The sequence below is a fragment of the Streptomyces sp. NPDC093260 genome (genome assembly GCF_040683715.1).
Lineage (GTDB): Bacteria > Actinomycetota > Actinomycetes > Streptomycetales > Streptomycetaceae > Streptomyces > Streptomyces sennicomposti.
In genome coordinates, this window is sequence record NZ_JBFBEK010000004.1 from 229,392 (window position 1) to 243,593 (window position 14,202).

9 protein-coding genes are annotated in these 14,202 nt (G+C 73.5%); 4 read left to right on the forward strand and 5 right to left on the reverse strand.

Annotated elements, in window-relative coordinates; translation table 11 throughout:
* The first annotated feature begins 137 nt into the window (after positions 1–137).
* The 3 genes from AB0N63_RS07165 to AB0N63_RS07175 all read left to right on the forward strand — a co-directional run bounded on the left by AB0N63_RS07165 (position 138) and on the right by AB0N63_RS07175 (position 5,497).
* The gene (locus AB0N63_RS07165) at positions 138–1,592 is read left to right on the forward strand and encodes an FGGY family carbohydrate kinase (RefSeq protein ID WP_365525262.1); all 1,455 of its coding nucleotides are present in this window, start codon (positions 138–140) and stop codon (positions 1,590–1,592) included.
* A gap of 243 nt (positions 1,593–1,835) precedes the next feature.
* Positions 1,836–3,569 (forward strand): ABC transporter ATP-binding protein, encoded by a 1,734-nt coding sequence (locus AB0N63_RS07170; RefSeq protein WP_365525265.1) that lies wholly within the window; start codon positions 1,836–1,838, stop codon positions 3,567–3,569.
* Positions 3,569–5,497: an ABC transporter ATP-binding protein gene (locus AB0N63_RS07175; protein WP_365525267.1), complete on the forward strand. Its 1,929-nt coding sequence runs from the start codon at positions 3,569–3,571 to the stop codon at positions 5,495–5,497. The genes AB0N63_RS07170 and AB0N63_RS07175 overlap by 1 nt, the downstream gene beginning before the upstream one ends.
* A gap of 148 nt (positions 5,498–5,645) precedes the next feature.
* Here AB0N63_RS07175 and AB0N63_RS07180 read toward each other — a convergent pair whose 3' ends face one another.
* From AB0N63_RS07180 to AB0N63_RS07200, 5 genes are all read right to left on the reverse strand, one after another.
* The gene (locus AB0N63_RS07180) at positions 5,646–6,866 is read right to left on the reverse strand and encodes an RNA polymerase sigma factor (RefSeq protein WP_365525270.1); all 1,221 of its coding nucleotides are present in this window, start codon (positions 6,864–6,866) and stop codon (positions 5,646–5,648) included.
* 303 nt (positions 6,867–7,169) lie between these two features.
* Positions 7,170–9,089, reverse strand: coding sequence for a DNA primase (dnaG, locus tag AB0N63_RS07185; protein ID WP_365525272.1), 1,920 nt, complete (start codon positions 9,087–9,089; stop codon positions 7,170–7,172).
* 104 nt (positions 9,090–9,193) lie between these two features.
* Positions 9,194–10,459 (reverse strand): FAD-dependent oxidoreductase, encoded by a 1,266-nt coding sequence (locus AB0N63_RS07190; protein WP_365525275.1) that lies wholly within the window; start codon positions 10,457–10,459, stop codon positions 9,194–9,196.
* Positions 10,460–10,654: 195 nt separating this feature from the next.
* Positions 10,655–12,016, reverse strand: a complete 1,362-nt coding sequence (locus tag AB0N63_RS07195) for a deoxyguanosinetriphosphate triphosphohydrolase (protein ID WP_365525278.1) — start codon at positions 12,014–12,016, stop codon at positions 10,655–10,657.
* A gap of 115 nt (positions 12,017–12,131) precedes the next feature.
* Entirely contained in the window at positions 12,132–12,986 is an 855-nt protein-coding gene (locus AB0N63_RS07200; protein ID WP_365525280.1) for a sirohydrochlorin chelatase, read from the reverse strand.
* A 423-nt stretch (positions 12,987–13,409) separates the two neighbouring features.
* On the opposite strand from AB0N63_RS07200, the gene AB0N63_RS07205 reads away from it, so the two are divergent.
* Complete coding sequence (locus AB0N63_RS07205; RefSeq protein ID WP_365525672.1) at positions 13,410–14,024, forward strand: ElyC/SanA/YdcF family protein; 615 nt, start codon at positions 13,410–13,412, stop codon at positions 14,022–14,024.
* The last annotated feature ends 178 nt before the right edge of the window (positions 14,025–14,202 follow it).

Sequence of the window (14,202 nt, forward strand, 5' to 3'; positions counted from 1 at the left end):
CGAGGCCGCTGCGGGGCGCCCGTGGCGTCCGGCGGAGCGCCCCGGACGCGGACCGCGCCCGTCGCGCACCCGCGGGAAAGCGCCCGCCTGGCGATCCGTGACCCGAGCAGGGGTCGCGGTGCGGCAGAATTTCGGCCATGGGGATAGTCGCCGGGTTGGACAGTTCACCTGATTTCACTCGCATCGTGGTCTGCGACACGGACACGGGCGCCGTGCTCCGGCAGGGTTACGCGCCGCATCCGGTGGAGAGCCCCGAGGGGGGCGGCCGCCCTGCCGACGTCGATCCGCAGGCCTGGCTGCTCTCACTCGGGGAGGCCGCGGGCGGCGGGCTGCTGGAGGGCGTGCAGGCCATCGGCGTGTCGGCCCAGCAGAACGCGCTGGTCCCGCTGGACGCCCAGGGCGCCACGGTGCGGCCCGCGCTGGTCGGCGGCGACCGGCGGGCGCAGATCGCCGCGGCCGATCTGATCGACGCGCTCGGCGGCCGGGAGGCGTGGGCGCAGGCGGTGGGACTCGTGCCGCAGGCCGCGCAGCCGGTGACGAAGCTGCGCTGGCTGGCGAAGAACGAGCCCGACGCGGCCCGGCGCACCGCCGTACTGCTCCAGGCGCACGACTGGCTGGTGTGGCAGCTGCTGGGGCGGCCGGCCCGGCGGACCACCGACCGCGGTGGCGCCTCCGGCACCGGCTACTGGTCGGCGGCCACCGGCGCCTACCGCCCCGATCTGGTGGAGCTGGCGCTCGGCCAGCAGGCCGTCCTGCCGGAGGTGATCGGCCCCGCCGAGGCGGCCGGCACGACCCCGGAGGGGCTGCTGATCTCGGCGGGCACCGGGGAGACCATGGCTGCCGCCTTCGGGCTCGGGCTCGGACTCGGCGACGTGGTGGTCTCGCTCGGGGCCTCCGGTTCGGTGATGGCCGTGCACCCCGAGGCGCTGGTCGACCGGGCCGGCATGATCACCTCGCTCGCCGACGCGACCGGCATGCATCTGCCGGTGGTCACCACGCTGAACGCCGTACGGGCCCTGCGCGGGACCGCCGAACTGCTCGGCCTGCCCGACCTGGAGTCGCTGTCCGACCTGGCGATGAAGTCGACGCCGGGCGCGCACGGGCTGGTGCTGCTGCCGTACCTGGAGGGCGAGCGGACCCCCGCCCTGCCGCACACCGCGGGCACGCTCGCGGGGCTGCGGCGCGAGTCGATGAAGCCGGAGCACCTGGCGCGGGCCGCGTTCGAGGGCATGCTGTGCGGGCTCGTGGACGCGCTGGACGTGCTGCGCGGGCGGGGCGTGGAGGTGCGGCGGGTGTTCCTGCTCGGACCGGCCGCCGAACTGCCCGCCGTGCAGGCGGCGGCGCCCGCGCTGTTCGGCGCGCAGGTCGTGGTGCCGCAGCCCGCGGACTACGCGGCCATCGGCGCCGCCCGGCAGGCCGCCTGGGCGCTCGGCGTCTCGCAGGGCGTCCTCGACCCGCGTACTCCGCCGCTGTGGCAGGGCGCGGCCGCGCAAATCCTCGAACCGGGCGAGGAGCTGGCGGTGGGCCAGGCGGTGCGCCAGCAGTACGTGTCGGTGCGCGAGCAGACCCACCCGGGGGCGTTCCACGGGTGAGGCGCGCCCTGGGGCGTTCCACGGGTGAGGGCGGCGAGGGATCGCAGCGGTGCGGGCCGGCGCGGGTGCCCGGGCCGCGGCGGACCGGTGCGTGCGGGCGTAGGACGGATGGCCGAGTACCGTCAGCCGTTGGTCCGCTATTGGGTTAATCAGTTGAGGTAACGCGGGTGGAGTGTCCGACGATAGGGGCCAGGGGACGGACGACACCCCGCCGCCCCGATCGCCGACTCCGAGAGACCCAGCGTGCTCCTAAGACTCCTGCGGACCTACCTCAGGCCCTACAAGAAACCGATATCCCTGCTGGTGCTGCTGCAGTTCCTGCAGACCTGCGCCACCCTCTACCTGCCGACGCTGAACGCCCACATCATCGACAAGGGCGTGGTGAAGGGCGACACCGGCTACATCCTCACGTTCGGCGCCGTGATGATCGCCATCTCGCTGGCGCAGGTGGTGTGCAACATCGGCGCCGTCTACTACGGCGCCAAGACCGCCTCGTCGCTCGGCCGCGACATCCGGGGCGCCGTCTTCGACCGCGTGCAGTCCTTCTCGGCGCGTGAGGTCGGCCACTTCGGCGCGCCCTCGCTCATCACCCGTACGACCAACGACGTCCAGCAGGTGCAGATGCTGGCGCTGATGACGTTCACCCTGATGGTGTCGGCGCCCATCATGTGCGTGGGCGGTGTCGTGCTGGCGCTCGGTCTGGACGTGCCGCTGTCCGGGGTGCTGGTCGCGGTCGTGCCGGTGCTGGCCATCTGCGTGACGCTGATCGTGCGCCGGCTGCGCCCGCTGTTCCGGTCGATGCAGACCCGGCTGGACACGGTGAACCGGGTGCTGCGCGAGCAGATCACCGGCAACCGCGTCATCCGCGCCTTCGTCCGCGACGAGTACGAGAACGACCGCTTCCGCAAGGCGAACACCGACCTGACCGAGATGCAGCTGGCCACCGGGCGGCTGCTGGCGCTGATGTTCCCGATGGTGATGACGGTGGTGAACCTGTCGTCCATCGCGGTGGTGTGGTTCGGCGCGCACCGCATCGACAGCGGCGGCATGCAGATCGGCGACCTGACGGCGTTCCTCGCCTATCTGATGCAGATCGTGATGTCCGTGATGATGGCCACCTTCATGTTCATGATGGTGCCGCGCGCGGAGGTGTGCGCCGAGCGCATCCAGGAGGTGCTGGACACCGAGTCGAGCGTCGTCCCGCCGCTCGCGCCCGTGCGAGAACTGCGCAGCCACGGTCATCTGGAGCTGCGTCAGGCCGGCTTCCGCTACCCGGGCGCCGAGGAGCCGGTGCTCAGGTCCGTCGACCTGGTGGCCCGGCCCGGCGAGGTGACCGCGGTCATCGGCTCCACCGGCAGCGGCAAGTCCACGCTGCTCGGCCTGGTGCCGCGTCTGTTCGACGCGACGGACGGCGAGGTCCTGGTCGACGGGGTGGACGTGCGCACCGTGGACCCGAAGCTGCTGGCCAGGACGGTCGGCATGGTGCCGCAGAAGCCGTACCTGTTCGCCGGGACCGTCGCCACGAACCTGCGCTACGGCAACCCGGACGCCACCGACGAGGAGCTGTGGCACGCGCTGGAGGTGGCGCAGGCCAAGGACTTCGTGGCCAAGCTGGAGGGCGGTCTGAACGCGCCGATCGCGCAGGGCGGCACCAATGTCTCCGGCGGTCAGCGCCAGCGCCTGGCGATCGCCCGCACGCTGGTGCAGCGCCCGGAGATCTACCTCTTCGACGACTCCTTCTCCGCGCTCGACTACGCCACCGACGCCGCCCTGCGCGCGGCGCTGGCCGAGGAGACCGCGGAGGCGACCGTCGTCATCGTCGCCCAGCGGGTGGCGACCATCCGCGACGCGGACCGGATCGTCGTCCTGGACGGCGGCCGGGTCGTCGGCGCGGGCCGCCACCGCGAGCTGATGGCGGACAACGAGACGTACCGGGAGATCGTGCTCTCCCAGCTGACGGAAGCGGAGGCCGCCTGATGGCCGGGCCCATGGGGCGGATGATGGCCGGGGGCGGCCCGAACAGCCGCTCGATGAACTTCAAGGAGTCGGGCAAGCGGCTGCTCGCGCAGTTCAAGCCCGAACGGGTCACCATGTACGCGCTGGTGCTGTGCGTGGTGATCAGCGTCACCCTGAGCGTCGTGGGGCCGAAGATCCTCGGCAAGGCCACCGACCTGGTGTTCGCGGGGATCATCGGCCGGCAGATGCCGGCCGGGGCCACCAAGGACCAGGTGCTCCAGAACATGCGGGAGCACGGCCGGGGCTCGATCGCCGACATGCTGAAGAGCACCGACTTCACGCCCGGCCAGGGCATCGACTTCGACGCGGTGGGCCGGGTGCTGCTGCTGGCTCTCGGCACGTTCATGGTGGCCGGGCTGCTGATGGCGGTGGCGACGCGGCTGGTGAACCGGTCGGTGAACCGGACGATGTTCCGGATGCGCGAGGACGTGCAGACCAAGCTGTCCCGGCTGCCGCTGTCCTACTTCGACAAGCGCCAGCGCGGCGAGGTGCTCTCGCGCGCCACCAACGACATCGACAACATCGGCCAGACCCTCCAGCAGTCGATGGGCCAGCTCATCAACTCGGTGCTGACCATCATCGGCGTGCTGGTGATGATGTTCTACGTCTCCTGGATCCTCGCGCTGGTCGCGCTGGTGACGGTGCCGCTGTCGTTCGTCGTCGCCACCCGCGTCGGCAAGCGCAGCCAGCCGCACTTCGTGCAGCAGTGGAGCTCCACCGGCAAGCTGAACGCGCACATCGAGGAGATGTACACCGGGCACGCCCTGGTGAAGGTGTTCGGCCGGCAGGAGGAGTCGGCGCAGCAGTTCGCCGAGCAGAACCAGGCGCTGTACGAGGCCGGGTTCAAGGCGCAGTTCAACAGCGGCGTCATGCAGCCGCTGATGATGTTCGTCTCCAACCTGAACTATGTGCTGGTGGCGGTCGTCGGCGGTCTCAGGGTCGCCTCGGGCTCGCTGTCCATCGGCGACGTGCAGGCCTTCATCCAGTACTCGCGGCAGTTCTCGATGCCGCTGACGCAGGTCGCCTCGATGGCGAACCTGGTGCAGTCGGGCGTCGCCTCGGCCGAGCGGATCTTCGAACTCCTGGACGCGGAGGAGCAGGAGGCGGACCCGGTGCCGGGCGTGCGGCCGGAGGAACTGCGCGGGCGGGTCGCCCTGGAGCACGTGTCGTTCCGCTACGTGGAGGACAAGCCGCTCATCGAGGACCTGTCGCTCACGGTGGAACCGGGTCAGACGGTCGCGATCGTCGGCCCGACCGGCGCGGGCAAGACCACGCTGGTGAACCTGCTGATGCGGTTCTACGAGGTGACCGGCGGGCGGATCACGCTGGACGGCGTGGACATCGCCCGGATGTCGCGCGACGAGCTGCGCTCGGCCATCGGCATGGTGCTCCAGGACACCTGGCTGTTCGGCGGCACCATCGCGGAGAACATCGCCTACGGCGCCGCGCGCGAGGTGACGCGCGGGGAGATCGAGGAGGCGGCGCGGGCCGCGCACGTGGACCGGTTCGTCCGCACGCTGCCCGACGGCTACGACACCGTCATCGACGACGAGGGCACCGGGGTCAGCGCCGGTGAGAAGCAGCTGATCACGATAGCGCGGGCGTTCCTGTCCGACCCGGTGATCCTGGTCCTGGACGAGGCGACCAGCTCGGTGGACACCCGCACCGAGGTGCTGATCCAGAAGGCGATGGCCAAACTCCAGCACGGGCGTACGTCGTTCGTCATCGCGCACCGGCTCTCCACGATCCGGGACGCGGACACGATCCTCGTGATGGAGAACGGCTCGATCGTCGAACAGGGCGCGCACACCGAGCTTCTGACGGCGGGCGGGGCCTACGCCCGCCTGTACCAGGCGCAGTTCGCGCAGGCGGTCGCGGAGGTGGACTGAGGGCGGCGGCCGGTCCTCGGGGCCGGCCGGAGTGAGGAGGGGGCCGTCCGGTGGGCGGCCCCCTCTCCCGTCCGGCGGCGTCCTGCCGGTCCGCTCTCGTCCGGCCCGGTCCGGTGCCGTGCGGCTGGTCCGGTCCCGTGCGGCCCGTTCAGTCGAGGTAGCCGCGGAGCTGGTCGGCGAAGGCGTGGTCGCGGAGCTTGCTGAGGGTCTTGGACTCGATCTGCCGGATGCGTTCGCGGGTGACGCCGAAGATGCGGCCGATCTCCTCCAGGGTGCGCGGCCGGCCGTCCATCAGTCCGTAGCGCAGCTGCACGACCTTGCGCTCGCGCTCCCCCAGCGTGGACAGCACGGCCTCCAGGTGCTCGCGCAGCAGCAGGAACGCCGCCGACTCCACCGGGGAGGCGGCGTCGCCGTCCTCGATGAGGTCGCCGAGGGCGACGTCGTCCTCCTCGCCGACCGGGGCGTGCAGGGACACCGGTTCCTGGGCCAGCCGCAGCACCTCGCCGACCCGGTCGGGCGTGAGGTCGAGCTGGGCGGCGACCTCGGCGGGGGTCGGCTCGTAGCCGCGCTCCTGGAGCATCCGGCGCTGCACCCGCACCACGCGGTTGATGAGTTCCACGACGTGTACGGGGACGCGGATGGTGCGGGCCTGGTCGGCCAGCGCCCGGGACATGGCCTGGCGGATCCACCAGGTGGCGTAGGTGGAGAACTTGTAGCCGCGGGCGTAGTCGAACTTCTCCACGGCCCGGATCAGCCCCAGGTTCCCCTCCTGGACCAGGTCGAGCATGGTGAGGCCGCGGCCGACGTACCGTTTCGCCACCGACACCACCAGGCGCAGGTTGGCCTCGATGAGGCGGCGCTTGGCGACCCGGCCCAGGACGACGAGGCGGTCCAGATCACCGGCCAGGCGGCTGTCGAGGTCGGGGGTGCTGCTCAGCTTCTCCTCGGCGAACAGGCCGGCCTCCACCCGCCGGGCGAGTTCGACCTCCTCGGCGGCGGTGAGCAGCGGTATCCGCCCGATCTCGCGCAGGTACTGCCGGAACAGGTCGGCGGAGGGGCCGCCGGACTCGGTGCGGGCGGGCGCGGCGGGAGACGGCCCGGCGTCGAGCGGGTCGGGGGTCGGCTCGGCGTCGAGGGGGTCGGGAGCGTCGAGGGCTTCGGGTGCGTCGAGGCTCTCGGGTTCGCCGGGCCCCTCGGGTGCGTCGGACGCGTCGAGCGGCTCCGGGGCCGGCTCGGCGGCCGGCGGTTCCTCCGGCTCGGCGGCCGGCTGCGTCTTGGGGTGGTGCGCGGCCCGGTCCTGCGGGGGCACGGCCACCGCCGTCCCACGGCCGGTGGTGCTGTCGACGGAGGTGAGGGTCTGGGTCTGCACGGGGGGCGACCTCCAGGATGATCGCTGCTCAGCTGTCCGGCAGCGCTGCTCGGGGGGCGGAGCCGGCACTGTCGCCCCGGTCCGTCCCGTACGCGATGAGCACAGCCGGGAGGGGAAGGGGGCCCGTGGGTGACGGACCGGCCGCGCTCCGAGGACTCAGGCACCGGACCCAGTGTGGGGTACGACACATCGCCGCCACGAGGGGCGTGCGGTGACTTTTTGCGTTCGGTCCGTGACGGGGCGGTCACCACCGTCGGGCACGGGGCCTCGGCGCGTCCTCCCGGGCGGGCGCCCGGAGCGCGGTCACAGGGCGGCGGCGCCGCGCTCCCGCAGGGCTTGGTCGTACTGCTGGAGGATCCACAACTCGTTCTGCGCGGCGGCGAGTTGGGCCGGGTCGCCACCGGTGCCGAGGCGGGCCACGGTGCTGCTGAGGTCGCGGATACGGCGCTCGACCGCGCGGCGGCGGACGGTGACGAGCTGGGCGCCGGCGTAGGCCTCGTCGACCTCGCGGCGCAGCAGGATCGCCTCGACGGCCAGCTCGGTGACCATCGCGCGGACCGTGTCGTCGGGAGCGGCCTCGCGGACCCGGACCAGGTACTCCTGCGGGTCGGCGGTGCCGTACTCGGCGCCGCCCGCGTCCAGGATGGCCTGGCGCACGGCGGCGTAGGGCGGCGCGGTGAACTCGTCCACGCCGTACGCGTCGAAGGCCGGGGAGACCAGCTCGGGGCGTTGCAGGGCGAGCTTCAGCAGTTCGCGCTCGGTGGCGTAGACGGGGTTGCGCAGGTTGAGGGCGGGGCCGCGGACGGCGGGCCCGGTGGCGGAGGCGGCGTACTCCTGGCGGGGGCCGCCGCGCTGCTGCCGGTCCGGTGCGGGGCCGCGGCCCCCGCGCTCGCGCGCCCACCGGGCCAGCTGCGCCACCCGCTTGACCACGAACTGGGTGTCCAGGATGCCGAGCAGCCCGGCCAGCTGGACGGCGACCTCGTGCTGGGCGCCGCTGTTCTTGATCCGGGCGACGACCGGCGCGGCCTCGTCCAGGGCGGCGGCGCGGCCGCCCGGGGTGTCCAGGTCGTAGCGGGCGACGATCTGGCGCAGCGCGAACTCGAACAGCGGGGTGCGCGGTTCGGCCAGGTCGGCGACGGCGTCGTCGCCCTTGGCCAGACGCAGGTCACAGGGGTCCATGCCGTCGGGGGCGATGGCGATGTAGGTCTCGGCGGCGAACTTCTGGTCGTCCTCGAAGGCGCGCAGGGCCGCCTTCTGGCCGGCCGCGTCGCCGTCGAAGGTGAAGATCACCCGGGCCGAGCCGTTGTCCATGAGGAGCCGGCGCAGGATCTTGATGTGCTCGCCGCCGAAGGCGGTGCCGCAGGTGGCGATGGCGGTGGTGACACCGGCCAGGTGGCAGGCCATGACGTCGGTGTAGCCCTCGACCACGACCGCGCGGGAGACCTTGGCGATCTCCTTCTTGGCCAGGTCGATGCCGTAGAGCACCTGGGACTTCTTGTAGATCGGGGTCTCGGGGGTGTTGAGGTACTTCGGGCCGTTGTCCGCCTCGTAGAGCTTGCGGGCGCCGAAGCCGACGACCTCGCCGCCGATGTCGCGGATGGGCCACATCAGGCGGCCGCGGAAGCGGTCGATGGGGCCGCGGCGGCCCTCTTGGGCGAGGCCGGAGAGGACCAGTTCCTTGTCGGTGAAGCCCTTGCCGCGCAGGAAGCGGGTGAGGTGGTCCCAGCCCTGCGGGCTGTAGCCGACGCCGAAGTGGAGGGCCGCGGCCTGGTCGAAGCCCCGCTCGGCGAGGAAGACGCGCCCGGCCTCCGCCTCGGCGGAGGAGGCGAGCTGTTCGGCGTACCACTCGGCGGCCAGCTTGTGCGCCTCGACCAGGCGGATGCGCTCGCCGCGCTGGTGGGCGGGGTTGTAGCCGCCCTCCTCGTACCGCAGGGTGATGCCGGCCTGGGCGGCCAGGCGCTCGACCGCCTCCGAGAAGGAGAGGTGGTCGATCTTCATCACGAACGTGATGGTGTCGCCGCCCTCCTGGCAGCCGAAGCAGTGGAAGAGTCCCTTGCTCGGGCTGACCTGGAAGGACGGCGACTTCTCGTCGTGGAACGGGCACAGCCCCTTGAGGTTGCCGCCGCCCGCGTTGCGCAGCTGGAGGTACTCCGAGACGACGGCGTCGATCGGGACCGCGTCCCGTACCGCCTTCACGTCCTCGTCGTTGATCCGTCCTGCCACGGGTGAATTCTACGGGGACGCTCGGACAGTCCTGAGCCGCACGGTGGCGACCGCGGGCGTGAGGGCGCCCCCGGGGAGTCCCCGGGGCGGCCGCCGCCGTGCGGTCACGCGGCCAGCGTGTCCAGCGGCACGTGCGGGTCGGCCAGGGCGTCCGAGTCGATCCGGGCCCGGGAGCGGATCAGCCGCTGGATCGGGTCCGTGACGTCCCACACGTTGACGTTCATCCCGGCCAGCACCCGGCCCTCCTTCACCCAGAACGCGACGAACTCGCGCTTGGCGGCGTCGCCCCGGATCACCACCTCGTCGTACGACCCCGGCGGCGCCCAGCCGCTGTACTCCATGCCCAGGTCGTACTGGTCGGAGAAGAAGTACGGCACCCGGTCGTACACGACGTCCCGGCCGAGCATCGCGCGGGCCGCGGCCGGGCCGCCGCCCAGCGCGTTGGCCCAGTGCTCCACCCGCAGCCGGGTGCCGAACAGGCCGTGCGGGAAGGCGGCCACGTCGCCGGCGGCGTGGATGTCGGGGTCGGAGGTGCGCAGCCGTTCGTCCACCGCGATGCCGCCGCCGTGCGCCCGGTCGGCCAGCTCCAGGCCGGCCGCCTCGGCCAGCGCCACGCGCGGGGCGGCGCCGATCGCGGCGAGCACGTCGTGGCAGGGGTGCTCCTCGCCGTCGTCGGTACGGGCGGCCAGCACCACGCCGTCCTGCCCGACGATCTCGGTCAGCCGGGCCCCGAAGTGGAAGCGGACGCCGCGCGCGCTGTGCAGCTCGGTGAAGAGCTGGCCCAGCTCGGGGCCCAGCACGTGGTGCAGCGGGGTGGCGGACGGCTCGACGACCGTGACCTCCGCGCCGTACTCGCGGGCCGCCGCCGCGACCTCCAGGCCGATCCAGCCGGCCCCGGCGATCACCAGGTGGCCGTTGTCCCGGCCGAGGTGGGCGAGGACTCCCTTGAGCCGCTCGGCGTGGGCGAGGCGGCGCAGGTGGTGGACGCCGGCGAGGTCGGTGCCGGGGATGTCCAGGCGGCGCGGCTCGGCGCCGGTGGCCAGCAGCAGCTTGTCGTAGCGCACATGGGTGCCGTCGTCGCCGTAGTGGACGGTCTTCGCCTCGCGGTCGATGGCGTCCACGGTCTGGCCGAGGTGGAGTTCCACGTCGTTGCGCGCGTACCACGCCGGTTCGTGCACGAAGACGGTGTCGCGCTCCTCCTTGCCGAGGAGGTAGCCCTTGGACAGCGGCGGCCGTTCGTAGGGGTGGTCGCGCTCGTCGCAGATGAGGATGACGCGGCCGCTGAAACCCTCCGCGCGCAGGGTCTCGGCCGCCTTCGCGCCGGCCAGGCCTCCTCCGACGATGACGAACGTCTGATCCGCGTCGACCACTTGATGCCTCCTGCCAGGGGTCTGGGGGCGTCCCCAGAGAACACTGTCGGTGCCGCCACATGCGAGCGTCCCGCACGCAGCGTGATGCGGGAAGAGGGAGTGGCCCGATCAGGCCACGGAGGGTCACGCCGGGGGCCGGCCGCGGTCCCTCGGGTCACTCCCGTCCCACGGGTGCCGGCGGGCGCGCCGCCGGCGTCATATGCGTTCCTCCGGCCCCGTCCGCCCCGTCAGCCTCGCGTGCAGCGAGCGGGCGGAGGCGTCGGTCAGGGAGGCGATCTGGTCGACGACGACGCGCTTGCGGGCGCGGTCGTCGGCGGCCTCCGCGAACAGGGCCCTGAACTGCGGTTCCAGGGCCTCGGGGGCGCGCGCGGTGAGGGCCTCGGCCAGCTCGGCGACCACGATCCGCTGGTCGGCGCGCAGCCGCTCCTGCTCGGCGCGCTGCATCACGTACCGGTCGGCGACCGCCTTGAGGACGGCGCACTCCAGCCGGGTGCTTCTGGGGACGACCAGCTCCGCGCCGTACCGCGTCAGCCGCCCGCTGCCGAACGCCTGCCGCGTCGCGCCCTCGGCGGCCAGGCAGAAGCGGCCGATGAGCTGGCTGGTGGCGTCCTTGAGGCGGGCCTGCGCGACGGCCGTGCCGTCGTACCCGTGCGGCCACCACTCCTGGGCCAGCAGGCGGTCCAGGGCCTCGGCCAGCTCGGCGGGGTCGGTGTCCGCCGGGACGTAGCGGCCGACGGCGACCTCGAAGACCGCCTGCCGCTCGGGCTCGGCGTGCAGGCAGTTCGGGTCGATGTGGCCGGCGTGCAGGCCGTCCTCCACGTCGTGCACCGAGTACGCCACGTCGTCGGCCCAGTCCATGACCTGCGCCTCGAAGCACGTGCGCGTGCCGGGCGCGTCCTTGCGCAGCCAGTCGAAGACCGGCCGGTCGTCCTCGTAGACGCCGAACTTGGGCGAGGCCGGGTCGGCGGGGTGGGCGCCGCGCGGCCACGGGTACTTCGTGGCGGCGTCCAGGGCGGCGCGGGTGAGGTTGAGGCCGACGCTGACCAGGGCGCCGGAGACGGGGTCGGGCACGAACCGCTTGGGTTCGATGCGGGTGAGCAGGCGCAGCGACTGGGCGTTGCCCTCGAAGCCGCCGCAGTCGGCCGCGAACTCGTTCAGCGCCTGTTCGCCGTTGTGCCCGAAGGGCGGGTGGCCGAGGTCGTGGGAGAGGCAGGCCGCCTCCACGAGGTCGGGGTCGCAGCCGAGGGCGGCGCCCAGCTCGCGGCCCACCTGCGCGCACTCCAGGGAGTGGGTGAGGCGGGTGCGGGGGCTCGGGTCCCAGGCCAGGCTGCGGGTGCCCGGCGTGACGACCTGCGTCTTGCCGGCCAGGCGCCTCAGGGCGGCGGAGTGCAGCACGCGCGCGCGGTCGCGCTGGAACGCCGTGCGTCCCGGCCGCTTGTCCGGCTCGGCGGCCCAGCGCTCGACGGCCGACGTCTCGTAGCCGTCGGGCGGGAGCTGGTTCTCGTACGGCCCTGCTGCCTCGGTTGCCTCACGTGCCCCGGGGGCGATCCCTTCCATGCCTCGACAGTAAGGGCAGGCGGTGACGATCGGGATACGGAGGGGAGGTTTCCGGCGGGGTGGGGGCGGTCGGAGCGGGGGGTGCCGGCGAGGAGTCCCCGGGTCGGGTGGGGGCTCAGGCCGCCGGGGTGAGGGTGCGGGGTGGGCGGGCGGTGAGCGGGTGGCCGGGGAGGAGCGCGTCGTCCCGGCCGAGTGCCTGGTCGTGGCCGAGTGCCTGGTCGTAGCGGTGCAGGACGAGGCGGGCCAGGGCGGGGTGGTCCCCGAGGGGGGCGGCGGCGATCCAGGGGGCGGCCTCGGCGCACTCGGTGGCGAAGCGGCCGGGGGCGGTGAAGCAGGAGGCGACGGCGACGCGGTGCCGGCCTCGCCCGGCGAGGGCGCGTACGGCGGCCTCGACGGTGGGCGCGGTGGCGGAGGCGTAGGCGGGGACGACCGGTACGCCGACCCGCTCGGCCAGGAGCCGGGCGGTACGGCGGGTGCCGGCGGCCGAGTCGGGGTCGTGCGACCCGGCGGCGGCGAGCACGACGGCGCTCACGCGGCGGGTCGCCTCGTCGGACGGCGTACGCCAGCCCGCCTCGCCCAGCCGGGCGCACAGGGCGTCCACCAGCAGCGGGTGCGGGCCGAGGGGCGCGGCCACGCGCGCGCGTACCGGTGCGCTCGCCGCCGTCTCGGGGACGTCGTGCTTGACGTGGTGGCCGGGGCTGAACAGCAGGGGCACGAGCACGGCGGCGGTACGCGCCTCGGCCCCGGTGGCGGTTCCGGCGGTTCCTGCGGGCTTGAGCCGGGCCAGGGTGTCGGAGAGCAGCGGCTCGTTCAGTTCGATGTGCCCGAGGCGGACGGGCAGGGCGGGGCGCAGCCGCCGGACGCGTTCCATGAGGGCGTCGACGGCCACCCGCGCGCGTGGGTCACGGCTGCCGTGCGCCACGAGGACCAGGGCGGGCGGGTCGTGCGGGGTGCGGGTGAGCGGCGTCATGCGGCCATCGTCGCCGGGCCGGGTTGCCTCGCCGTTGCACGGCGGTGACGGGTGTTTGCGGGGGGTTCACGGGGCGCGGCGGGGCGGTGTGAGGCGGGGCTGGGCGGGGCGTACGGACGGGAGGCGGTGCTGTTCCCAGGGTGGTACACAGGGCGTGAACCGGTCTGCCCCGGGTCGCGTCTTCCCTGGTCGAGGCCCGTCCGGGCCGCCCGAGGAGGGGACCGACCCATGCGCCGACCGACCGGCAGTGCCGCAGGCAGCCCGACGGACCCTCCGGCGGCAACCCCGACGGACCACCCGCCGGTCGGCCCGCCGGACCGCTCGGCAGACGCTCCGTCGGGCCGTCCGTCGGGCCGTCTGGCGCGCCTTCGGCCGCGGCTGCCGCGCACCCGGGCCGGCCGGCGGCGGCTGGTGCAGGCCGTGATGGCGGTGTGCGTGCTGGCGCTGCTGCCTGCGACGTGGCTGTACGTGTCCACCGGGGACCGCCTGCGCACCACGGCGGACGCGCCGCGCACGGACGTCGCGATCGTCTTCGGCGCGGGCCTGTGGCACGGCGGCGAACCGTCGCCGTACCTGGCGCACCGCCTGGACGCGGCGGTGACGCTGTACCGCGAGGGCCGGATCAAGGTGGTCCTGGTGACCGGCGACAACAGCCGCACGGACTACGACGAGCCGGACGCCATGCGCGCGTACCTGACGGAGCACGGCGTCCCCGGGGCGCGGATCGTCAGCGACTACGCCGGCTTCGACACCTGGGACTCGTGCGTGCGGGCGAAGAAGGTCTTCGGGGTGGACCGGGCGGTCCTGGTGAGCCAGGGCTTCCACATCCGCCGCGCGGTGGCCCTGTGCGACGCGGCCGGCGTCGACTCCTACGGCGTCGGCGTGGACGCGGTGCACGACGTCACCTGGTACTACGGCGGCACCCGCGAGGTGTTCGCGGCCGGCAAGGCGGCCCTGGACGCGGTCTTCCGCCCGAACCCGCAGTTCCTCGGCCCGAGGGAGCACGGGGTGCAGCGGGCGTTGGCGGGGGCGGGGTGAGGGTGGGTTCGACGGGAACGCCCGCCGGACGTGGCAGCCGTCGTGACCCGGCGAGAACGCGGCGCACCGGTTGCCCCGTCACACGGGCGATGGTCTCGAAGTCACCGTCCTCGTGGAGCACGGTCATCGTGTGCTGCCCGGCGGTGACGGCCACCAGCAGATCGACAGGGCTCGCGCA